23 protein-coding genes and 1 pseudogene are annotated in these 21,809 nt (G+C 70.8%); 8 read left to right on the top strand and 16 right to left on the bottom strand.

Translation table 11 applies throughout. The features are described 5' to 3' along the window. Positions 1-2,037, top strand: a complete 2,037-nt coding sequence (locus OG943_RS30165; protein ID WP_328604307.1) for an NB-ARC domain-containing protein — start codon at positions 1-3, stop codon at positions 2,035-2,037. Here OG943_RS30165 and OG943_RS30160 read toward each other — a convergent pair. From OG943_RS30160 to OG943_RS30150, 3 genes are read right to left on the bottom strand one after another with little or no spacing between them, the layout of a single operon-like run. Then, positions 2,011-5,040: a glycosyltransferase gene (locus OG943_RS30160; RefSeq protein WP_328604306.1), complete on the bottom strand. Its 3,030-nt coding sequence runs from the start codon at positions 5,038-5,040 to the stop codon at positions 2,011-2,013. The two genes, OG943_RS30165 and OG943_RS30160, sit on opposite strands and share 27 nt — an antisense overlap. After that, on the bottom strand, positions 5,037-5,948 hold the full coding sequence (locus OG943_RS30155; protein ID WP_328604305.1) for a pentapeptide repeat-containing protein: 912 nt from the start codon (positions 5,946-5,948) through the stop codon (positions 5,037-5,039). Before OG943_RS30155 ends, OG943_RS30160 begins: the two co-directional genes overlap by 4 nt. A 4-nt stretch (positions 5,949-5,952) precedes the next feature. Beyond that, positions 5,953-6,513: a hypothetical protein gene (locus tag OG943_RS30150; RefSeq protein ID WP_328604304.1), complete on the bottom strand. Its 561-nt coding sequence runs from the start codon at positions 6,511-6,513 to the stop codon at positions 5,953-5,955. Between the two features lie 117 nt (positions 6,514-6,630). Here OG943_RS30150 and OG943_RS30145 point away from each other — a divergent pair, with 117 nt between their 5' ends. The 3 genes from OG943_RS30145 to OG943_RS30135 are packed head-to-tail and all read left to right on the top strand — an operon-like array spanning position 6,631 to position 9,302. Continuing rightward, a complete protein-coding gene (locus OG943_RS30145; RefSeq protein ID WP_328604303.1) occupies positions 6,631-7,833 on the top strand; it encodes an FAD-dependent monooxygenase in 1,203 nt (400 codons plus the stop codon). A 17-nt stretch (positions 7,834-7,850) separates the two neighbouring features. Beyond that, on the top strand, positions 7,851-8,663 hold the full coding sequence (locus OG943_RS30140; RefSeq protein WP_442874583.1) for an SDR family NAD(P)-dependent oxidoreductase: 813 nt from the start codon (positions 7,851-7,853) through the stop codon (positions 8,661-8,663). 48 nt (positions 8,664-8,711) lie between these two features. Continuing rightward, positions 8,712-9,302 carry a TetR/AcrR family transcriptional regulator C-terminal domain-containing protein gene (locus OG943_RS30135; protein WP_328604302.1) on the top strand — a complete coding sequence of 197 codons (591 nt, stop codon included), beginning with the start codon at positions 8,712-8,714 and terminating at the stop codon, positions 9,300-9,302. A 15-nt stretch (positions 9,303-9,317) separates the two neighbouring features. Here OG943_RS30135 and OG943_RS30130 read toward each other — a convergent pair whose 3' ends face one another. From OG943_RS30130 to OG943_RS48480, 3 genes and pseudogenes are all read right to left on the bottom strand, one after another. Next, positions 9,318-10,427: an FAD-dependent oxidoreductase gene (locus tag OG943_RS30130; protein ID WP_328604301.1), complete on the bottom strand. Its 1,110-nt coding sequence runs from the start codon at positions 10,425-10,427 to the stop codon at positions 9,318-9,320. Positions 10,428-10,531: 104 nt separating this feature from the next. After that, positions 10,532-10,882 (bottom strand): hypothetical protein, encoded by a 351-nt coding sequence (locus OG943_RS30125; protein ID WP_328604300.1) that lies wholly within the window; start codon positions 10,880-10,882, stop codon positions 10,532-10,534. 106 nt (positions 10,883-10,988) lie between these two features. Then, positions 10,989-11,036: pseudogene (locus tag OG943_RS48480) on the bottom strand (hypothetical protein); the annotation flags it as partial. A gap of 89 nt (positions 11,037-11,125) precedes the next feature. Between OG943_RS48480 and OG943_RS30115 the strand changes: the two are divergent. After that, a complete protein-coding gene (locus OG943_RS30115) occupies positions 11,126-11,410 on the top strand; it encodes a hypothetical protein (RefSeq protein WP_328604298.1) in 285 nt (94 codons plus the stop codon). 12 nt (positions 11,411-11,422) lie between these two features. Here the strand turns inward: OG943_RS30115 and OG943_RS30110 are convergent, their stop codons facing one another. From OG943_RS30110 to OG943_RS30095, 4 genes are all read right to left on the bottom strand, one after another. Next, positions 11,423-12,568: a DUF1684 domain-containing protein gene (locus OG943_RS30110; RefSeq protein WP_328604297.1), complete on the bottom strand. Its 1,146-nt coding sequence runs from the start codon at positions 12,566-12,568 to the stop codon at positions 11,423-11,425. Beyond that, positions 12,561-13,877 (bottom strand): MFS transporter, encoded by a 1,317-nt coding sequence (locus tag OG943_RS30105; RefSeq protein ID WP_328612186.1) that lies wholly within the window; start codon positions 13,875-13,877, stop codon positions 12,561-12,563. Before OG943_RS30105 ends, OG943_RS30110 begins: the two co-directional genes overlap by 8 nt. Continuing rightward, entirely contained in the window at positions 13,855-14,022 is a 168-nt protein-coding gene (locus tag OG943_RS30100; RefSeq protein ID WP_328604296.1) for a hypothetical protein, read from the bottom strand. The genes OG943_RS30105 and OG943_RS30100 overlap by 23 nt, the downstream gene beginning before the upstream one ends. A gap of 188 nt (positions 14,023-14,210) precedes the next feature. Continuing rightward, a complete protein-coding gene (locus OG943_RS30095; RefSeq protein ID WP_328604295.1) occupies positions 14,211-14,831 on the bottom strand; it encodes a class I SAM-dependent methyltransferase in 621 nt (206 codons plus the stop codon). 95 nt (positions 14,832-14,926) lie between these two features. On the opposite strand from OG943_RS30095, the gene OG943_RS30090 reads away from it, so the two are divergent. Continuing rightward, entirely contained in the window at positions 14,927-15,529 is a 603-nt protein-coding gene (locus tag OG943_RS30090; RefSeq protein ID WP_328604294.1) for a helix-turn-helix domain-containing protein, read from the top strand. 22 nt (positions 15,530-15,551) lie between these two features. On the opposite strand, the gene OG943_RS30085 is transcribed toward OG943_RS30090, so the two are convergent. Then, positions 15,552-16,133, bottom strand: coding sequence for a carbonic anhydrase (locus tag OG943_RS30085; protein WP_328604293.1), 582 nt, complete (start codon positions 16,131-16,133; stop codon positions 15,552-15,554). 35 nt (positions 16,134-16,168) lie between these two features. After that, entirely contained in the window at positions 16,169-16,291 is a 123-nt protein-coding gene (locus OG943_RS30080) for a hypothetical protein (protein WP_328604292.1), read from the bottom strand. A gap of 175 nt (positions 16,292-16,466) precedes the next feature. Here OG943_RS30080 and OG943_RS30075 point away from each other — a divergent pair, with 175 nt between their 5' ends. Further along, complete coding sequence (locus tag OG943_RS30075; protein WP_328604291.1) at positions 16,467-17,441, top strand: GlxA family transcriptional regulator; 975 nt, start codon at positions 16,467-16,469, stop codon at positions 17,439-17,441. 10 nt (positions 17,442-17,451) lie between these two features. On the opposite strand, the gene OG943_RS30070 is transcribed toward OG943_RS30075, so the two are convergent. Then, complete coding sequence (locus OG943_RS30070) at positions 17,452-17,847, bottom strand: hypothetical protein (RefSeq protein ID WP_328604290.1); 396 nt, start codon at positions 17,845-17,847, stop codon at positions 17,452-17,454. A 470-nt stretch (positions 17,848-18,317) separates the two neighbouring features. On the opposite strand from OG943_RS30070, the gene OG943_RS30065 reads away from it, so the two are divergent. Beyond that, positions 18,318-19,463: a thioester domain-containing protein gene (locus tag OG943_RS30065; RefSeq protein ID WP_328604289.1), complete on the top strand. Its 1,146-nt coding sequence runs from the start codon at positions 18,318-18,320 to the stop codon at positions 19,461-19,463. Positions 19,464-19,538: 75 nt separating this feature from the next. Here OG943_RS30065 and OG943_RS30060 read toward each other — a convergent pair whose 3' ends face one another. Genes OG943_RS30060 through OG943_RS30050 form a run of 3 tightly spaced genes read right to left on the bottom strand, consistent with a single transcriptional unit; the run spans position 19,539 to position 21,781 of the window. Beyond that, complete coding sequence (locus tag OG943_RS30060) at positions 19,539-20,480, bottom strand: aldo/keto reductase (RefSeq protein WP_328604288.1); 942 nt, start codon at positions 20,478-20,480, stop codon at positions 19,539-19,541. A 9-nt stretch (positions 20,481-20,489) separates the two neighbouring features. Beyond that, the gene (locus tag OG943_RS30055) at positions 20,490-21,407 is read right to left on the bottom strand and encodes a M56 family metallopeptidase (RefSeq protein ID WP_328604287.1); all 918 of its coding nucleotides are present in this window, start codon (positions 21,405-21,407) and stop codon (positions 20,490-20,492) included. 2 nt (positions 21,408-21,409) lie between these two features. Next, positions 21,410-21,781, bottom strand: a complete 372-nt coding sequence (locus OG943_RS30050; protein WP_328604286.1) for a BlaI/MecI/CopY family transcriptional regulator — start codon at positions 21,779-21,781, stop codon at positions 21,410-21,412. Positions 21,782-21,809 lie beyond the last annotated feature (28 nt).

Below are 21,809 nucleotides of genomic sequence, written 5' to 3'. Positions count from 1 at the left end.
GTGACGGCAGCTAGTCCGATTCCGAAGGCATTGCCCGGGGCCCCGCGCCTGTTCATCAACCGGACTGACGAGGTCGAGCGGGTGGGGCGCGAGATCACGGACGGGGTGGCCTCGGGCCGTCAGACCGTGGTGGTGCTGACCGGTTTACCCGGGGTCGGGAAGACGACGGTGGCCGCGCAGTGCGCCGAGCAGGTCAAGGACCTGTTCCGCGACGGGTGGTTGTGGGCCACGCTCGGCACGTCGTCCGAAGCGGTGTCGGTCGACGACGTCCTGTTCCTCTTCCTCACCCAGCTCGGGATGGGGTCCCCGCCGGCGACTTCGCAGGGGCTGCGGCTGGCCTTTCAGACCGTCACCGCGGACAAGGCCCTGCTGCTGGTCCTCGACGACGTCGAGTCCGCGGCGCAGCTGGTGAAGCTGCTGCCGTCCTCGTCTCGCAGCGCGGTGCTGGCCACCAGCCGCCGGCGTTCGGCGGGGTTCGTCCGCGAGCGTTTCCCGGTGATCGACGTGGCGCCCTTCACCGTGCCCAGCGCGGTCGAGCTGATCTCCGCGGACCTCGATTCCGCGCGGATCGCCACGGCGGGCGCCGAAATCGAGGCACTCGCCGAGTTGTGCGGCCGGCTGCCGCTGGCGTTGAGCATCGCCGGCGCCCAGCTCAGCACGCGTCATCGTGGTCCGGTGGCGGACTACGTGCGCCAGCTGCGCGGCGCGCGGTCGGTGATCGAGAAGCTCACCGTGGACTCCGATCGCCTGGTCTCGGCGGTGTTCGAGGTGTCGTACCAGGATCTGTCCGCCCCGGAGCAGCGCGCGTACCGGCTGCTGAGCCTGCATCCCGGCCGGCGGTTTTCCACCGGCGCGGCGGCGGCACTGCTCGGGGAGGAGCCGACGGATTCGCTGGAAGCCCTTGTGGCGGCCAATCTTCTGAGCCCGGTGGGCGTGGACCGTTACGAATTCCACAGCCTGGTGCAGGAGCACGCCGCCGGACTGGTCGCGTTGAAGGACAAGGCGGAAGACTGTCAGGCGGCGGTGGCGCGGGTCGTCGAGTGGTACCTGCGGTTCGCGGTCGCGCGGGAGCGGTCGATCAGCGATCGGCCGCGGTTCGGCGAGTACTTCGATGACCGGGTCGCCCCCGCCTACCAGGGTGAGCAAGCCTGGCAGCAGTCGGTCGACGACCTGGAGCTGGAACGGGCGAACCTGCGCCGGGCCGTGGGCGCGGCCGCGGAGGAAGGCCTGCACTCGCTGGCCTGGCAGCTGTGTGAGGCACTGGTGACCTTCTACTTCCAGCGGGACCTGTTCGCCGACGCCATCGCCGTGCACTCGGTCGGCTTGGCCTCCGCCCGCGTGGTCTACCGGGAAACCGGTGACGCGCGCCCGCTGCTGCGGATGCACACCGAGCTGGGCACGGCCCAGTTCTCCTTCCGGGACGACCAGCTGGCGTCCGAGCAGTTCGATGCGGCCGTCGCGCTCGCGGAAGGGCTCCCGGACGACGACGCGGTGCTGTTCACCCGCGCGAAGATGTTCCAGTGGAAGTCCTTTGTCGACCAGCGGATGGGCGCTTGGCCGAAGGCGGTCGAGGCCATCACCGCCGCGCGCTCCCTTGTGGACGATCACCGGTTCCCCGCGAAGGACCGCGCGCGGGAACTCGCGTTGCTGGACCTGAACGGTGGTCCGATGCTGTCCGCGGTCGGCCGGCACGACGACGCGCTGGAAGCCGGCCGCCGAGCCGTCGCGTTCTTCTCGGCCGGGAAGGAACGGCACAACATCGCGAAGGCGACCGCCAACCTCGGCGAGTCGCTTTCCCTGGCGGGCACGGGGTTCCAGGACGAGGCGGAACAGGTCCTGCGCGAGGCCGTGGGCCTGCTCGCGGACCTCGGCATGCAATCCTGGGAGGCCCACAGCAGCACGGTTCTCGCCGACCTGCTGGAGGGGACCGGACGCGCCGCCGAGGCTGTTCCGCTGCTGCAGCGGGCCACCGAGCTGTACACGATCCTCGACGACCGCCGGGCGGAGACGCTACGCGACCGGCTCGGCGAGCACTGACACGACCTGCGCGGTGACCAGCCGCGGCCCGGCGACGATGGTGGTCACGGGCGGCAGGGTGTCGAGCGGTTGTCCCGCGAGCTGCCACTCGTGCACCAGCGCGGCCGCCACGACCGGGTCCGGCGCCTTGAGTGTGACCAGAACGCCCTCGCGGGACTGCACCACGGAGAGTTCTCCGACCGCCACCGCGGCCAGTGCTGCTCCGGGGTTTCGGCGCAGCGCGTCGTCGAGCGCGGCTTTGCGCTCCTGCGGATCGGGCGCCGGGTCGACCAGGATGACCGCGGCCCGGTCGAGCAGGTCGCGCTGCGGGTGATTCTCATGGGCCACAAGGAACGCGTTGTCGAGATGGCTGTCGTCCCGCTCGCCGGTGGACACGTCGGCGGGATACCGGCTGATCGTCGTGGGGGCGTCGTTTTCGCCCAGCGAAAGGACAACGTGGTCGGCGAGGGCACTCGGCCGGGGCGGGATCGTGGTGGTGTCCAGGGTGATGACGGGGACAAGCGCGGGCGTCGCGGGCTCGGGCAGATCAAGATGGCCGTAGAACAGGGTGCGCAGCCGGGCCGCGGACTCCCCGGGGCAAGAGGTGAGCGCGTCGCGAATCGGGGCGAACGTGGTCGTCTTGTGGTCGCGCATCGCCGCGTCGAGCTGGTCGCGCAGCGGCGTGTGCCGATGCAGGCGCGGGGCGAGGGTGCCGAGCAGGTCGGCGGCGGACCCGGTCGCGACGTCCTCGTCCGGGAACGCGGCCAGCAGCACTGGGCCGCCTGAAACCGCGGAATAGCAAGTGGTGGCCCCGTGATCGCCGACGACGACGTCGGAGGCGATGAGCAGCGCCTGCCAGCCTTCTTCGGGCGGCGCCAGCAGGAGTCCGGCGCGAACGCAGTCCGCGAGCCAGGTGTGGACCTGCCAGGGGCCGTGGCCGTGCCAGATGTTGGGGTGCATCGAGGCGGCGACCCGGTAGTCGTCGGCGGGCAGAGAGGCGAGCAGTTCCCGGAACAGCGACGGCCAGGAGCCCATCAGGGATCGCCTCGACCACGTCGTGGAGACCGTGACGAGTTTCTGCCCGGGCTCGACGCCGAGCGCGCGGCGGTACTGGTCGCGAAGGTGGAGGCTGCGGAGTATCCGGTCGAAACAGGGATCACCGGCGACCACAGCGGTGCCGAGAGCTTCAGGCGTGGCCGCGGCCAGCCGGCTCAGCTGCTCTTCGTGCGACAGGACCAGCGAATCGGCGATCGGCCGGCCGTTGTAGAGCAGCCATTCCGGCGCGAGCCCGAACACGGACCGGTTTCCGGTTTCCGGTTTCCGGTTTCCGGTTTCCGGTTTCCGGTTTCCGGGAGAATTCTTATTGTACCCTGCCCCATGCGGGATAATGACCAGTGGGGTGGATATTTCCGTGAGCCCGCCGTGATTCGCGGCGATGACCAGGTCGAATTCGGTTTCGATGGCCTGGTGCCAGGGAATGAGGACCGCACCCAGGCGGTCGAGCAGGGGCTGGAGGCCGTGCTGGAACGGGTCGGAGCCGTTCAAGCTGAACACCACCTGGACCCGGTGGTCGGAGTCGAACACGGTGATCACGTCGAGCAGCCGGTCCAGTGAGGTCGCGTGGTGCACGACGACGAGGACCAGCCGTTCGGGGACCACGGTGTTCCAGTGCCCGGCCTGGCGGCCGATCGGGACCTTGACCGGAGGCACGGCGGACACGGGGCTCCCTGCGAGGACGGCTGGTTCGGTGCTGCTCAGCCACCGTAGCCGATCATCGGCGCCGGGCAGATCCAGCCAGGGGGCTGTTTCGCCGAGGAAGCGCCGCACGGTGCCGAGCTGGTCGTAGGTTCGTAACGCCTGGTGGAAGGCCCGCGTGCGCATCCTGGCGCGTTCGCGCTGGTCCGTGTCCAGCGCGCGGCCCAGTGCTTCGGCGAGCGCGGACGGCGAGTTCGGCGGGCAGGTGAAGCCGGTGTGGCCGTCGACGACCTGCTCGGCCAGTCCGCCGGCCGTGGTCGCGATCACCGGCGCGGCGCCCGCGGCGAAGGCCTCCATCGGGATCCGCCCGAACGGTTCAGCCCGTGAGGGGATGACCACGCCACGCAGGCCGGGGTCCGTGAGCAGGCCCGCGACCTGCGGGGTGAACCGGGTCAGCGTGGTGCATTCGACGCCGAGGCGGTCTGCGCGGGCCATCAGGGACCGTTGGTACCGGCTCGGGTGCGGTGACTCGCCGGTGGCGGCGAAGACCAGGTGGGGAAGGTCGCGGCCGCCACGCCGAAGAATTGTCATGGCGTCGAGAAGGTCGTCGAAACCCTTGTACGGCTGGGCCCGGCCCATGGCGAGCAGGAATTCACCGGGGATACCGGAATCCGGGCGCCGGGACCGGGCGGCCGTCCATTCGGACGGGGACAGTCCGTCACGAAGGGAAATCAGGCTCGACGGGGGAATCCCGTAGTCCTCGCGCAAATGCCGGCCCAGGTACCGGGAAATGGCGCCGATCCGGGTCCCGTCCGCCAGCCCGGCGTGCAGGCCGGCTCGTTCCCAGGCGATGCGGGCGGCATCACCCGGGGTGTGGATCAGCCCGCTTGATCTCGGCACCAGCACCGTCCGCGCCCGGACCGGCCGGGGCAGCAGGGCGGGCAGCCCGAAGAAGGGCACGTCGAAGGCGATGAGGAGCAGCGGGCCGGAACCGGGCAGGACTTCGCGCCGGATCCGTTCGGCGGTGTGCTCGCAGAGCCGCTCGAAGTTGCCCAGCCCGCCCCAGCGATCGTGGCCGCCGGTGCCGTTGTCCACCGGCAGGATCTCCGCGTCCACGCGCTCCACGAGCAGGCGGGCCCGGTCGTGCCACGCCGCTTGGTGCTCCCAGCTCTCCGGGCTCAGCCGTACGGGTAACAGGACCAGCCGCGCCTGTTCCGGCAGCGAGTCGACCAGTGCTTCGAGGAACCCGTAATTGGCGTACCCGGCTCCGGTTCCGCAGCCGTACCAGCCGTCGTGCAGGGCGACCGCGATCGTCGGCCGGGTTTTCATGCCGTTGTGGTCCCGAGGTGGGGAGGCAGGATGGTCGCCGGGTCCGTCGTGGCGGACCCGATCTGTTCGGCGGTCAGGCCGCCGGCGCGGGTCAGGTCGGTGGCGCGGAGGTCGGCACCGGTCAGGTTCGCGCCGCTGAGGTCCGCTTCGGCGAGGTCGGCCCCGGTGAGTACGGCGCCGGACAGGTCGGCACGGACGAACCGCACACTGCGGAGATCGGCCCCGGTGAGGTCGGCACCGGTCAGGTCGGTGTTGATCAGCGTCGCCTGGTGCAGCCGCGCCGCGTGGAGATCGGCACCGGCCAGCGCCGCCCCGGCAAGGTCGGCTTGGCCGAGATCGGCCCGGTGCAACGAGATCCCGCGGAGATTGGCGTCGGACAGCCGTACCTTGCGCAGGTCGAGCGCGTTCTCGGTGAGCCGCTTCGACGGCGTGCCCCGGTCACGGAGAGCGGCGACGGCGGCGTTGATGTCGTCATCGCCGGACCGGCCCGAGCCGGAAGTCCGGTGGCGCAGGAAGCCGGTGAGGCTTTCCAGCACCCGGTTCCGGTCGCCGGGGGAGTCGTGCAGGATCCGGTCGAGTGCGCGGACCCCGCCCGCCCGCACGGTTTCCTCGCCCGACCCGAGGTGGTCGATGGCGGAGTTGAACCGGTCGGTGAACTGCTTGTCGCGGTCGAGGAAGAACTTCCGGCCGGTGTAGTACAGGCCGCCGCCGACAAACGCCGCGCTGAGCACCGTGGCGACCTGCCCCCTGATCGTGCTGATCGCGGCCAGCCGGTCCTGTGCGCCGAGGTGATCGAGGTCGGCGCCGCCCAGCCAGTACGTCACCGGCCAGAACAACAGCCAGAGCAGCACGACGGCGCCGAGCAGGACGCCTCCGACGGTGAGGCGGCGGGTCCGGGTTCGCGTCATCCCCTCATCTCACTACGCACCGGTCGACGTGGTGACGGAGGGTGCGCCGGGCGGTCACCGGCACAGCTTCCGCTTCCGGCACCTCCGCCACACTGGCCCGGTCCCGCTCCGGCCCCGGGCGCGCCGAACGGGCCGCTGTGGTGGGCGAATTCCAGTAACGCCAAGGTGTTTCCGCGCGCTTCGGCCACGATCCGGTCGAACACCTCGCCGTCGTGCCCGGCGCCCGTCGCCGTCCCCGCCGGCGCGCCACGAAGACCAGCGCCTGACGTGACGCGTCGTCGATCCACTGGGCGTCGTCCACCACGCAGCACACCGGATCGGGTGAGGTCTGCCGGCCGAGGCCGAACACCGCCTCCAGCGCGCGCTGCCGCACCACCGGAAGCCGGGCGCGCTGGTCCAGTGTCGGGCCGCACAACTGGTGCCGGGCCGCGTAAAGAAGATCCTGCTCGAACTCTGTGCCCGCGGCCCGCAACACCGTGAAGCCTTCCAGGGCCTCCACCGCGGCGTCGATGAGAGTCGACTTGCCGATCTCGCGACGCTCCGCGCGGCGGCCGACGATCTGCACTGGGCCTGCCTCCGAATCACCTTGTCCCGGCGGGTTGACAACTTGGTCAGTGACCAAGTCTACTGAGGTAGTTGGTCAGTGACCAAGGCCGTCAAGGGCAGGGAAAGGGGCGAAAACATGAAGGTGCTCATCGCGGGTGCGAGCGTCGCCGGCCCGTCGCTGGCCTTCTGGCTGGCGCGGTACGGCGCCGAGGTCACCGTGCTCGAACAGGCGGCTGAACTGCGGAAAGGCGGCCAGCTGGTCGACGTCCGGGGTTCGGCGCGCGGAGTGCTGGCCCGAGCGGGGCTGGCCGAGACGGTGGCCGCGGCGTGCACGGCGTCCGACGGCCTGTCGTTCGTGGATTCGGGCGGCCGCCGGCTGGCCACGCTGAGCGTGGCCGACTTCGGCGGCGACGGGCCGGTGACCGACACCGAGATCCTGCGCGGCCGGTTGTCGGAGATCTTCCACGAGGAGACCAGGGACTCGGCCGAATACCTCTTCGGGGACCGGATCGCCGGACTGGCCGACGGGCCCGGCGGAGTGCGGGTCACGTTCGAGAAGGCCGCGGCGCGCACGTACGACGTGGTGATCGGGGCGGACGGCCTCCACTCGGGAGTCCGGAAGCTGGCTTTCGGGCCGGACGCGCCACCGTTGCGGCACTTGGGCGCGTACTTGTCTTTCTGGACCGCGGAAAACCACCTCGGGCTCCGGGACTGGACGGAGGCGTACTCCGAGCCGGGGCGCACGATGGGCATGCGGACCATCCACGGCAACAGCGCGGTGATGGCGTTCATGAGCTTCACCTCCGCCGAATTCCGGTACGACTACCGCGAGCTGGAAAGCCTCAAGGCCGTGCTCCGCGCGCGGGCGGCCGGGATGGGCTGGGAGTGCGACCGGCTGATCGAGCAGATCGACCAGGCACCCGACTTCTACTTCGACTCCTGCAGCCAGGTCCGCCTGCCGCGCTGGTCGGTGGGCAACGTCGGGCTGGTCGGCGACGCGGCGTACTGCGCCTCCCCGCTGTCCGGGCACGGCACCACGATCGCGCTGGTCGGCGCGTACGTGCTCGCCGGTGAACTGGCCAAGGCCGGCGCCGATCACCAGGCCGGCCTCGCGGCGTACGAGCGCACGCTGAAGCCGTGGATCGACGAGATCCAGGAGTTCGGCGCGGGCAACGGCAAGGCCATGACCCCGGAGACCGCACTGGGGGTTTGGCTCCGCAACAACGTTTCCCGGCTCCGGCGGTTCCTCCCGCGCGGCCTGTTCGCCGGCGAGATCCGGATGTCCAACCGATTCGTGCTGCCCGACTACTCGCGTTACGAGAGCGCGCAAACCCACTGACACGAAAAGGAGAAATCATGAAGACTTGGTTCATCACCGGTGCCGCCAAGGGATTCGGCCGGGAGTGGGCGGAAGCGGCCCTCGGACGTGGTGACCGCGTCGCCGTCACGAGCCGGGGTTCGGGCGCGTTCGGCGGGCTGGTGGAACGGTACGGCGCGGCGGTGCTGCCGTTGCAGCTCGACGTGACCGATCGCGACGCGGTGTTCGCCGCTGTCGACCTTGCCCACAACCACTTCGGCGCGCTCGACGTGGTTGTGAACAACGCGGGCTACGGCCTGTTCGGCATGGTCGAGGAGGTCACCGCGGAACAGGCCAGGGCGCAGGTCGACGTCAACCTGTTCGGCCCGCTCTGGGTCACCCAGGCCGCGCTGCCCCACCTGCGCGCGCAGAAATCCGGCCACATCGTGCAGGTGTCCTCGATCGCCGGGGTGTTCGCGTTGCCCGGGCTCGGGCTGTATCACGCCTCCAAGTTCGGGCTCGAGGGCTTCACCTCCAGCCTGGCCGCGGAGGCCAAGGGATTCGGCGTCCACGTGACCCTCGTCGAGCCCGCCGGTTACGCGACCGATTGGGCGGGGCCGTCGGCGGTGCACGCCAAGCGATCCCCGGCGTACGAGGATTTCCGGGCCAACGCCACCGCGCGCCCGTCGTCGCGTCGAGGCGATCCCCGCGCCACCCGCGAGGCGATCCTCGCCGTGGTCGACGCCGAAGAGCCGCCGCTGCGGATCTTCTTCGGGGACGGGCCGCTGCCGGTGATCCGTCAGGAGTACGCGAACCGGATCGCGGAATGGGAGCAGTGGGACGAAGTGTCCCGGGCGGCGTTCGGCGAGTGAGCCGGGCCGGCCGGGACACCGCACCCGGGGAAGGGACCGTTCGCGGGCATGCGCTGGACTCGTGACGACGTGATCGCCGCCGCTTTCGCCACCCTGGAACAAGAAGGGCTGGAGGGGCTGTCGCTGCGGGCCGTGGCTCGCAGGCTCGGCGCCCACCTCAACTCGGTGACCTGGTACGTCAAGAGCAAGCAGAGCCTGGTCGACCTCATGGCCGACGCCATCGTCGGCACGGTGCCCACCGGCGACCTTCCCGACGAGCCGATCGCGCGGGTGCGGCTGATGGCGCACCGCTACCGCGCCGCCCTGCTCGGCCGGCGCGACGGCGGACGGCTCGTCGCCGGGACCTTCACCGGCGGCGGCAAGACGTTGCGCGTGGCCGAGGTGATCGTCGCCGCCCTGCTCGCCGCCGGGTTCCCGGAGGTGGAGGCGGCCCGGTTGTGCTGGGCGATCGTCTACTTCGCACTGGGGCTCACCCAGGAACAGCAGACCAGCCCGGCCGACGCGGCGCCGGGACTGGCGGAAGCGTTGGAGCCCGGCGGTTTCCCGGCCCTGGCGAAGGTCGGGGAGCAGCTGCTCGCGCACGACTCGTTCGACTCGCGTTTCGGGTACGGGATCGACCGGCTGCTGCACCTGGCGTGACGCTCGGGATTCGCCTCAGTCGGCCTCGAGCAGGCCTTCGGCGGCGCCGTCGAGGGCCGTGGCCATCTCGACGGAACGGGGGAGCATCGTCTTCTCGTAGACGCGGACGGCGTCGTCGACGGTGGCGGCGTTCGCGAGGGCGAGCGCGAGTTCCGAGGCGTCGAGCATGGCGAGGTTGACGCCGACGCCGACCGGCGGCATGAGGTGGGCGGCGTCGCCGAGCAGGGCCACCGTCGGGCTGTGCTCCCAGGTGTGCGGGACCGGCAGGGCGAGGATCGGGCGGTCGATGTAGGCGCCCTCGTTTTCGGTGATCATCCGGTGCAGGCTCGGCGACCAGCCGGCGTACTCGCCGAGCAGCAGGGCACGGATGCCGTCGGTGTCCTCGGCGGTCAGGCCGTTCGCGCTCATCCAGTCGAGCGGGACCCGCCGGATGAGGTAGACGCGGATGTGGTCTCCGCTGTTGCGCTGGGCGAACAATCCCCGCTCGCCGTCGGCCGCGGCGGCGCCGCCCTGGCCGACCAGCTCGGCGATTTCCGGGTGCCGGTTCTCGACGTCGGAGAACCACGCCTCCGTGAAGCTCAGCCCGGTGTACCCGGGGACGGCGGGGGACACGGCCGGGCGCACCCGGGAGAAGGCGCCGTCGGCACCGATGACCAGATCGGCCTCCGCAGTGGTGCCGTCGGTGAAGTGCAGCTCGCGCGGACCGTCGTCGGGGCCGCTGATCCAGTCGAGGCCCTGGCCCCAGCGCACGGTTCCCGGCTGCAGCGAGTCGAGCAGCAGGGTACGCAGCTGGCCGCGGTCGATCTCCGGTTTGAAGAGGTCGCCGGCCTCCGGGAGGTCCTGGGCGGCGACCTCGCCGGCCAGGCTGAGCTGGCGCATCTCCTGCCCCTCGGGGCGGGCCAGCTCGAAGAACTCGTCGAGCAGGCCGGCTTCGCGCAGGGCGATCTGGCCGTTGTCGGCGTGCAGGTCGAGGCTGCCGCCCTGGTTGCGGGTGTCGGGACCCGGGTCGCGGTCGTAGACGGTCACCGCGATGCCGTGCTGCTGGAGGATGCGGGCGCAGGTCAGGCCGCTGGGCCCGGCGCCGATGACGGTGATTCTGGCTTGGGTGGGTGCTGGTGAGTTCATGGTTGCTCCTCTCGGGACGCTGTTGGTCCCCATGAAAGCAGACTCGATAAAAAAGTGCAATGAGTCAACTTAGCGATGGAGGCAACCATCGTGTCGGCTCAAGCTCACGGCTGGGGATCGGCGTCCGTCTCGGCGGCGGTGGCCGGCTGGGGCTCGACCTGCGCGAGACGGTCTCGCAAAGCGGCGGTGACCGCCTTCGCTGCCCCAGCACCAGCCTCAGCGGGGCGGGCCGCTGCGTCGCGCTGGTGATGATGCGGGCCGCGATCTTCGCCGGGTCGCCGCGAAGGGGACGCGTCCTTGAGCTGGCGCACGAACGCGGCCGGCGTCCCGTCGTAGGCGGAAAGCGGCGCGCTGAGCTGCAGGCTGCCGCCGGCGAACGCGGTGTTCGCGCCGCCCGGCTCGACCAGCGTCACCTCGACGCCGAACGGGGCGACTTCCTGCGCGAGGGCCTCCATGAAGCGCTCGATGCCCCACTTGCTCGCGTGGCAGAGCGAAGCGGCCCGCGTGCGCCGAGAGGCCGGCGACCGAGGAGAGCTGGATCAGCCGGCCACCGCCCTGGGCCCGCAGATGGGGCAGCGCGGCCCGGGCGGTCTGGATCGAGCCGAGCAGGTTGGTGGTGATCTGGTGCTGGACCTGCTCGTCGGTGAGTTCCTCGGTCGCGCTGACGTGCGCCTGGAATAGGTGCGCCAGGCCTCGCCATGCTGCTGAACACGGTCAACGTGTTCGCCCTCGTGTTCGACCAGTACGGCGACGTGCTGGCCGCCAACGCACTGGCACCGGACATGGCGCCGGGCGTGAACCGGCTGCGGATGCTGTTGACCGACCCGGGCACCGCGGCCGGGCCCGGCGGGCTGGAAGCGCTGTTCCTGCACGCCGAACCCGGCCGGCCGAGGCACTGGCGACGCTGGCTTCGCTGGCGGCCTCGGACCAGGTCCCGCAGCCCGGGGATTGACCATCGGTTCCAGCGCCGGGTCAGCCGATGATGGTCCCGTCCATCAGCTGGTTTCCTGCCCGACGGGCACGAAGTTGGCGTACTCCTCGATCCTGGAGATAAGACCGCCGTCGAAGCGGAAGTACACCGCCGCATGCACTTCGCCGCGCATGCCGCTTGTCGTGGCCACGTGGACTACGTGCTGTTGAAGGACTTCGTCGCCGTCGGAGAGTTGGCGGAGGACGTCGTAGCGCATCGATTCCATGGTGTGGATCTGGGCCTTCATGCCGTTGATGTTCTCGTCGATCGTCTCGTCGCCCTTGCCGTCGTTGTGCCAGACGGTGGCCGCGGCGGAGCACATCGCCCGCGCGCCCGCGAAGTCACGGTTCTCCAGATGGCGGAGGTACTGGATCGCCTTGTCCTTAGTGGACTGGTAGGCCAGCGCGCGTTCGCCAGCCTCGATGCGCATCGGCAGGTGGTTGCCGGGAGGCGAGAGCGGGCAGGTGTACACGGGCGGCGAGAAGTGGTTCTGGGAAAGGGTTGTCCGGTTGAATTCGACGGGCACGGTGCTTCCGGGTTCGAGCGGCGGCAGCAGGAGCCAACGGCCGATTTCCGGGGTGCTGCTGCCGCTGGTGCCGTCGGTGAAGATCACCAGACGGCGACCGGGCAGGTCTTCGAGCACGGCGAGCACGTGCTCCTCGCCGTTGATCGTGACGACGAGGTCCACGGGCGCCGGGATGGTGTCCTGGGTCCGCGGGACCGTCAGCCGGTCGACCTCGATGGCGCGCTCGGGAGGAGCGGCCCGGTACTCGCCTTCGAGGACCCACGCCGGATCGTAGGGGTAGGCCAGGATGTCGCTGAGGCCCGAACGCGCCACGGCGGTGTGGTCCATGACGATGAGGCCGTACGCGCCGTCCCCGCCGCCGATCGAGCCTGTCCGTCCTGAGTGGAATTCCAGGCGGCCGCCGGGGAGGACGTCCACCGTGCCGTCCACGGGCTTGCCTTCGACCACCACTCCGTCGGAGGCGGTGGCCGTCACCGTCAGGCCGCCTGCTTCGGTGGTACTCCACTGCCCCGGGATGTCCGGCAGGGTTTGGAGTGAGGGGCCGGAGATCATGCCCCTGGCGACGACGTTCGCCTTGCCCTCGGGCCCGGCCATTTCTTCCCACCGGGCCTGGCGCCAGGCTTCGTACTCGACGGTGTCACTCATGAGAAATCCTTTCGGTTGTGATTTCGGGGCCCCACAGGAGGACGTAGACCCCGACGGCGGCCATCACGGCGGCCCCGACCCACATCGCCTGCTGCCAGCCATCCACAAAGGACTGCTTGGCGGCGTGGACCAGCGACGGTGACCGGGTGCCGGCCGCGACGGCGTTGGCGATGCCTTGCCGGACGGTGTCGGCGAGGTCGGCCGGGACTCCGGCGAGGCGGGAGTTGATGGCGCCGCGGTATCCGGCGGCGAGGATGGTGCCGAGCAGCGCGACGCCGAGCGCGGTGCCGAGTTCGCGGGTGACGTCGTTGAGCGCGGAGGCCACGCCTTGACGATCGCGTGGCAGCGAGCTGGTGATGGCTTCGGTGGAGGGCGTCATGGTCAAACCCATGCCCAGTCCCATGGCGAGCATTCCGGGTAGGACGGAGAGGTAACCGCCGTCGACGGAGACGAGGCCGGCCATCAGGGCCAGGCCCGCGGTGCCCACGACGATCCCGGTCACCATCGTCGGGCGGCTTCCGATGCGGGCGGCGACTCGCGGGGCGAGGCCGGACGCGGCCATCATCAGCAGCGCGGTGGGCATGAGCGCGAGGGTGGCGTGGAGGCCGGACCAGCCGAGCACCGCCTGGAAGTAGGGGAAGAGCACCACGAAGATTCCCGCTTGGACACCGAAGACGACCAGCAGGGCCACGGATCCGCCGGCGAGGCCCCGGGTACGGAAGAGACGGACGTCGAGCAGTGGAGCCTGCTGCCGTAGTTCCCAAGCGACAAAACCGATCCCGCCGACGACACCGGCGAGCAGGCTCAGGAGGGTCACCGGCGCGGTCCACCCGCGTTCGGGTCCTTCTTGGAGGACGAAGATGAGCCCGACCACGGTGACCATGGACAAGAGCGAGCCGACGGCGTCGAAGCCGTGTCGTGACGGCTCGCGGGAGTTCGGCACCGACCGCAGCGTCACGGTGATGGCCGCCAGGACGAGGACCACCGGCAGGACGAACAGCCACCGCCAGCTCGCCAGGTCGACCAGGACGGCGGACAGGAACATCCCGAGGATGCCGCCACCACCCGCGACGGCGGTCCACACCCCGATCGCCTTGGACCGTTCGCTGTCCGGGAAGGTCGAGGTGATCACGGCCAGGGTGACCGGCATGATCATCGCGGCGCCCACCCCGCTCAGCAGCCGCGCTGCCATCAGGATCCCGGCGGACGGGGCGAGACCGGCCACGACGTTCGCCACTCCGAAGAGGGCCAAACCGGTCAGCAGCACGGGTTTCCGGCCCCACCGGTCACCGGCCGCGCCGAGCGGCAGGAGCAGCGCGGCCAGGGTGACGGTGTAGATGTTGATGATCCACTCCGGCGGTGCTCTGCGACGCGCCGAACTGCAGCGCGATCTCCGGCTGGGCGACGTTGAGCCCGGAGACGGACGCGATCACGGCCATCAGCGCGATGTTCACCGCGACCAGGATCGCGCGACGCCGGCGTGGGTCATCGATTGTCGTTGTGGTGGCGCCCTTTCTTTGGATGGGCATGTGTTCTGTGCGCATGACTCTCTCTCGCGGGCTCGGATTGGCCGTTAAGGCCTCCTTACCCGCGTAGGACGCAGGTAAGGAGGCCTTAACGGCGTTGGTCTGGGCGGGGGCGGTCAGGGGTGCCGGGTGGCGCGCACGATGACGTCGTGCAGCGGGACGGTCCGGCCGTCCGGGGCGGTCAGCGTGCGGGCCTGCTCTTCGGCGGTGACGACGTCCCACGTCGCGGCGTCCAGGCGCGCGGTGATGGTCGCGGCGGTGGCGGACGCTTCGGCGGGGTGATGGCCGTGCCCCGCTCCGTGGAGGTGCCCGACGATGAGCAGCGTGCCGCCGGGCGCGACCCATTCGGAGATGCGGTCGTAGAACGCCAGCTGCGGGATCGACGGGTGGGCGTAGTGCGTCATGACCAGGTCGAACTCGGTGGCGGGCGTCCAGGTGGTCAAGTCCGCCTGGACCCAGTTCACGTTCTTCGAGGCCTCGGCGGCTCGGGCGAGGGCTTCGGAAGAGATGTCCGCGGCCGTGACGTCCCAGCCGTGGGAGGCCAGCCAGCGGGCCTCGCCGCCTTCACCGCATCCGGCGTCCAGCGCCGTGCCCGGGGTCAGGCCGCTGGTCTCGCGGACCAGGTGCGGGTTCGGGCCCATCGCCTTGGCCGCGCCGGGCTCGCTTCGGTGGGCCTGCTGCCAGTGCTGTTCCCAGTAGGGCCGGTCGAAGTCGTGGGTCTCGGTGTGCTCGTTCACCGGTGTCCTCCTGGTGGTTCTCGCGGTTCGAGTACCACCGTGCACCGGCGTCGGGGATGTTGGCAAAGCATCTTGCCAAATGGCAAACTGTCGGCGTGGACGAAACGATCGATCGGGCACTGGACGCAGTCGGGCCGAGGCTGAAGCGCCTCCGGACGCAGGGCGAGACCACACTCACGGCGTTGGCCGAGCAGACCGGCATTTCGGCCAGCACCCTCTCCCGGCTCGAGGCGGGCCTGCGGCGCCCCACGCTGGAGCAGCTGTTACCCCTCGCGCGTGCGTACGGGGTCACTCTCGACGAGCTCGTCGACGCGCCGGCCACGGGTGACCCCCGCATCAACCTGCGCCCGGTCGCCTGTCAGGACGGCTCGACGATCCTGCCCCTGACCCGGCGGCCGGGCGGCATCCAGGCCTACAAGTTCGTCCTGCCCACCGGCACCGACGACGCGGAACCCAGCCTGCGCACCCACGAGGGGTACGACTGGGTCTACGTGCTGAACGGAACGCTCCGCCTCGTCCTCGGCGAACACGACCTCATCCTCAAACCGGGCGAGGCCGCGGAGTTCGACACGCGCACGCCGCATTGGTTCGGCGCCACCGGTTCCGGCCCGGTCGAGTTCCTCAGCCTGATCGGACGGCAGGGGGAGCGCGCCCACGTGCGCGCGGCACCGGCGGTGAAGCCGGACGCGACCGAGTAGCCGCCTGCCGCGCGCGCGGGGGTCAGCGTCCGGCGGGCACGACCGTGGTGACGAGGCCGGTTTCGAGGTCGTACACGTGGCCCGAAACCCTTACCTGGTCCGGGATCTGCGGCGCCTGCCGCACGCGCTCGACGTCCGTGGCGACGGTGTGCGCCGGGTCCAGGACGGCGGTGTCCACCAGAGACTGTTCGTCGACGCCCATTCGTTCGGCGTAACCGCGGCGGATCGAATCGTCGGCGAGCAGGGCCGAGCCACAGCCGGTGTGGTGGATGATCGCGACCTCGAACCACGGGCCTTCGGGCGCCTTGGCCCCGACGAGGTAAGCGGCGTAAGCGATGTCGCCGATGACGGACGGCGTGACGCGGCCGCCGATGTTGCGCTGCACCAGCGCGTCGCCCATCCCGATCCCGAGCACCTGCGCGGGGTCGACGCGGCAGTCGAGGCACGTGATGAGGTACAGCTCCTGCCGCGGGAGGAACGGGAGCGCGGGCACTTCGAGCCGGACGCCGGTCGCGGCGAACGCGCGGTTGCGGTCGCGGAGCCGGTCGAGGTTGGTCGCGCTGTCAGTGGAGACAGCGCTGGTGGAGACAGCGTTGGTGGACACGGTGTTGTTGGACAAGGTCTGCCTTTCCGGGGTTTTCAGGCTGCGGCCGCGAGGACGTGGTGTCCATGCCGCTCGAGTCCGGCGGTGACGCCGTGCCAGACGGAGGCGTCGGTGAGGCCGCCGTGGCCGAGCACGATCGTCGGGAGACTTTCGGGCACGGAGATGTTTTCCTTCGCCAGCAGGGACTGTCCCCGAGCATGGCCGCGAGCGGGCGTGGCCGGACAGTGGCGGTACTGACAACCGGCGATAGGATGCTGCCATGCGTGAGCTGACGAGTGAGTCATCCGGCATCGCGCCTTCTGACGGCACGCTGGGTGTCAGTGGGGCGGGCGCATGAGCCGCCATCGGCTCGCGGTGGTGCTGCTGGAGCAGGTGCTGCCGCTGGACTTCGCCATCCCCATGCACGTCTTCGCGCGCGAGGCGCCCGAGTTCTACGACGTCACGACCGCGACGGTGGACGGCGGCCCGGCCGGCGTCGCCGGTGGGCTCAGCCTGGTCCCCGACGGTGGCCTCGACCTGCTGCGCAAGGCACAGACGGTGATCGTGCCCGGCTACGGCGGGGCGGCGGCCGGTGGACTGGACCGGATGACCCTCGGCGCGCTGAAGGCGGCGGCGGACCGGGGCGCGCGGATGGTGTCGATCTGCTCCGGCACGTTCGCCCTCGCGCAGGCGGGCCTGCTCGACGGCCTGAAGGTGACCACGCACTGGTCCCTCTGCGACGAACTCGCCCGCCAGTACCCGAGCGTGACGGTGGACCCCGCGGCGTTGTTCGTGGACAACGGTTCCGTGCTGACCTCCGGGGGCGTGACCGCGGGCGTGGACCTGGCGTTGCACATTCTCCGCAAGGACCTCGGGGCTTCGGTCGCCAACCACGTCGCCCGCCGGATCCTGGCGACGCCCCACCGCGAGGGCGAGCAGGCGCAGTTCATCGAGACCCCGCCGGTGCCACCGGGCGACGACGCGCTGGCCGCCGCGCAGCAGTGGATGCTGTCCCATTTGGACGAACCCGTCACGGTGGCCCGGATGGCGGCGAAGGCGCACCTGTCACCGCGGCACTTCCACCGCCTGTTCCTGGAGCGGACGTCGGTGACGCCGTTGACCTGGCTGCACCAGCAGCGCATCGGCCGGGCCAAGGAGCTGCTGGAGACCACGGGCCTGACCGTCGAGGAGATCGCCGCCCGCGTCGGGCTCGGCACCCCGGCCAATCTGCGGCAGCACTTCCGGCGCGCGACGAGCCTTTCCCCGATGCGCTACCGCCAGCTCTTTCCCGGCGCCCAGGCCTTTCCCGGCAACGAGGCGGCTTCCTGACGCGGCCGGGTCACCACCCGGGCCGGTCCGGGGGCTCGGCCGGTGGTTTGGAGGTGAGCCCGGCCGCGGGCTTCGGTCCTGGGCCGCCAGTGGGTGTCGCCGGGCGGCGCAGCGTGGCGTGCACCAGTAAAGCCAGGGCCAGCACGGAGGTCACCACCCCGATGACGGCCTGCCCGGCCGGCGCGACGGCGGCCTGGGGCAGCTCGGTGGACATGGACACCCACACCGCCGCCCCGGTCCCGGCGCCCCAGAGGTACTGCGCCCGCCGCCCGCCGCCGATCAGGAGGTCCAGCACCACCAACGCGCCGAACGCCCAGACGCCGAGGCCGATCAGGGCCCCGGTGCCGCCGGTCGTGGTCATCAGCAGCTCACCCACGCTCAGCAGCAGGACGGCGAACCACTTCATCACGTCTCCCCTTACTGTCGGCGGTGTGGGGCCGCAGCGAGGTTAAGGCCGCGAGCGTGGGAGGGGTCCCGGCGCCGAATCCGCATTGATTCGGACATTTCCGCACATATCTCCGCCACTGGCGAGTCTGTCGTGAACGCGTCCGCCGACCGGCGCAGTTCCCGCGGCTGAATGGCCGCAGCCCCACCGTTTTTCTTCGTGAAAAGGCCGGTGAACGCGGTGTGGCGCGGCGGTGAATGTCCGTCTGGAATGGACGTCTCGAGCCCCCGGGCAACGGTCCCAACCTGCCCGGACGGACGAAGAGAAGGCTAAAGGCATACCCCGAGTGAGCGTGTGTGTGGCGCGTGTATGCTCCCGTATCGCTTGAATGGGTGGAACTTCGCCCAAATGGGTGGCCGGGTGATCGGGGATTGTGGTCTCACGCGGCTCGTGACGGTCTGGTGGGTTCAGGGCTTCGGAATAGGAGACTTATGCACGGCAGGTCAGGGCTGGTCAAGGGCGGGATCGCGGTGCTCGCCGCGGCCGCGGCGGTGCTGGTGGCGGCTCCGGCCGCCAACGCCGACGACGGTGCGGCTCAGGGCAAGGTGGTCAAGGAAGCCGGCACCAGGGGCTTCAGCGTCAACTTCAACGACGGCAAGCAGCCCGTCACTGAGCTGTTCGGGCTGAAGCTTTCCGACGGCAGCATGCTCAAGATGTACTGCGTGGAGATCGACACCGATCTCAGCTACTCGCAGACGATGATCGAGCGCCCGTGGGACAAGTACCCCAACCCGAAGTCGCCGTTCACCAAGAACAACGACAAGCTCAACTGGGTGCTGCACGAGGGCTACCCGGCCAACGGGGTCAGCGCGCTGCAGAGCACGCTGGGCAAGAAGGGCGTCACGCTTCACGACGGCCTGGCCGTGGACGAGGCCATCACCGCGACGCAGGCCGCGGTGTGGCACTTCAGTGACGGCAAGGACCTCGACCGCACGAAGCCGCTGCCCTACGAGGACGCCGACACCACCGCCGACGTGCTCGCGCTCTACGACTACCTGACCGGCAGCGCGAACACCGGCATCGGGCAGCAGCCGAAGCCGACCCTGAGCGTCACCCCGGCCAAGGCCGACGGCGCGGCGGGCACCCGGATCGGCCCGTTCACCGTGACCTCGACCGGTGACGTCACCGACCTCGCGAGCCAGCTGCCCGAGGGCGTCAAGCTCACCGACGCCAACGGCGAAGCGCTGAAGACCGGCGACGTCAAGGACGGCTCCAAGCTGTACGTCGACATCCCGAAGGACGCCAAGGCCGGCACGGGCGAGTTCGCGCTGAAGGCCGTCGGGCACCTGGACACCGGCCGCCTGTTCGTCGGCCAGGACTACGACAAGCACCCGGCGCAGTCGCTGATCGTGGCCCAGTCGGAGAAGACGCAGGTCAGCGCCAACGCCGCGGTCAGCTGGACCGTCGCGGGCACGGCCCCGACCACCGCGCCGACCACCCCGGCCGGCAACAACTCGGGCCAGGCCCCGCTGGCGAACACCGGTGTCGACGCCTCGCTGCCCATCGGGATCGGCGCCGCGCTGGTCATCGGTGGCGGCGTGATGCTGCTGCTGGTGCGCCGCCGTCGCAGCGCGTGATTTAACCTGAGCTGAACCAGAAGCGGGGCCGGTCCACTGTGGACCGGCCCCGCTTCTGCTTGCACGCTGGGGAAGTTACGGCAGCGCGGCACCCCGCGCCGTGGTCCAGAGGGTGTACCACTCCTCGTGGGTGAGCTCCGGTTCGCGCGCCACGGCGTCGTGGCAGGCCTGGATGCGGGACGGGGTGGAGCTGCCGATGACGGGCGCGATACCGGCCGGGTGACGGCGCAGCCACCACAGCACAACGGCTTCCGGCGTGGTGTCCTTCGCCTTCGCCAGCTCGATGACCAGCTCCGCGGTCGCGACCTCTTCCGGCGTTTGCTGCCGTCCGGTGTAAGCGCCCTGCGCGAGCGCGCCCCAGGCCTGCAGCCGGATCCCGTGCGCGCGGCAGTGCTCGAGCGTGCCGTGCGGGAAGCCGACGGCCGCCGCCTCCGGGGTGTTCACCAGCACTCCCGCCTCGACCCAGTTGCGCCGCGCGAGGCTCATCTCCAGCTGGTTCGCGACCAGCGGCTGGTCCAGCTCGGCCTGCAGGCTCGTGATCTGCGCGCCGCTCATGTTGGACACGCCGAAGCTCCGCACCAGTCCCTGCTCGTGCAGCCGGTGCAGGGCGGCCGCGATCCCGGCCGGGTCGGCCAGCGGGTCGGGGCGGTGCAGCAGGAGCACGTCGAGGTGGTCGGTGCGCAGCCGTGTCAGGCTCTGCTCGACGCGTTCGGCGATGCTTGGCCCGCGCAGGTCGTAGTAGCCGGGCGAGCCCAGCCGGATGCCGCACTTCGACTGCAGCAGGATCCGCTCGCGCAGGCCGGGGGTGCGCGCCAGCACCTCGCCGAACACCGCCTCCGCCTTGCCGTGGCGGTAGATGTCGGCGTGGTCGAACGCGGTGATCCCGATGTCCAGCGCGGCTTGCACGGCCGCCTCCGCCGCGTCGACGTCGGCGGGCCGGTACGGCTCGGTGTCCCAGCCGCCGCCGAGGCCCATGCAGCCGTACCACGCCACGGGCGCGGGGACGGTGGTTGTCATGTCTTGTCCTTACGGTCGGTCGCTGTGCTGGGCGATCTCGATGCCCGAGTGGAAGTCGGCGGCCGCGTCCAGCGCGGTGCCGGCCGACCAGGCGCACACGGCCAGGACGGCCGCGGCGGCGAGCGCGGCCAGTGACCGCCGGCCGGACTTCGGGGACAGCAGGGCGAGCACGCGCCGCGGCACCGGGCCGCCCGTCGCCGCGAGCGCGTACGACGAATTCGGGGCGCTCGCCAGCGCCGCTTTGGCGACGGCGGTGGCCACGAGCCGACGGTCGCCGACGTGGTTCGCGGCGGCTTCGTCCGCCCATCGCTCCAAGGAGAATCGGGCCGCGGTGGCGAGTGGGCGGACCAACGGGCTGAGCGCCGCGGCGAAGGTGACGGCGGCCGCGAAGTAGTGGTGGCGCAGGCTGAGGTGCGCGCGTTCGTGGGCCAGCAACGCCCGGCGCTCGCGGGGCTCGAGCGCGGCCAGCATGCCGCTGGACACGGCGATCCGCCCGCCGCCGCCCGCGACGGCGAACGCCACGGGCTCCGCGCCGGGCAACAGGATCACGCCGGCCCCGCGACGGTGCGTGTCCAGCTCGGCGTGGACCCGCCGGTGCCAGCGCCGGTACCGCAGCGCCGCGCGGACCAACGCGAAGGCGACGCCGGTCAGGACGAGCCCGCAGGCGATGGAGAGCGGCACGTCGACTTCGTCCGACCCGCGGAACGCAGCCGGGGAGAACCGCCCCAGCGCGGCGATCGCGGGTATGAGTGAGAGCCCGGCCGCAGCCTGCACGGCGAGCGCCGCCGTGCTCCCGAGTGCGAGCACGAGCGCACCGCCGGTCAACAACCAGCTCCCGGCCCGCGGCGACAGCCTCGGCGCCATCCAGCGCGCCACCGGCCAGGCGGCCAGGGGCAACAGGAGCGGGACGAGGAAGTCGGAGTTCACCCTCAGGCCCCCTCCGCGTCGAGCAGATCGCGCAGGAGCCGTTCATCGTCGGCGGAGAGGTTCGAGACGAACCGGGCGAGCACGCTGGTGCGGTCGGCCTCCGCGTCGAGCACCTTGGTCATCCGCCGCGCGGCGAGGCCGGGCTCGTCGTCTACCGGGCGGTAGGCGAACGAGCGCCCCTGCTTCTCCCTGGTGGCCACGCCCTTCTCGAACAGCCGCGAAAGGATCGTCACCACGGTCGTGTAAGCCAGCCCGCCGCCGAGGCGCTGCTGCACGTCCGTGGCCGACACCGGCTCGCCCGCCTCCCACAGCACGGCGAGCACCTCGGCCTCCAGCTCGCCGGGTGCCCGCCTACTGCCCCGCTCTTCACGCATACCTCGAATCTACACGGCTGTCGTAGGC

Origin of the sequence: Amycolatopsis sp. NBC_00345 (assembly GCF_036116635.1) — a bacterium.
In the GTDB taxonomy this organism is placed as follows: Bacteria; Actinomycetota; Actinomycetes; order Mycobacteriales; family Pseudonocardiaceae; genus Amycolatopsis.
This window is presented reverse-complemented; position numbering and strand designations above follow the sequence as displayed.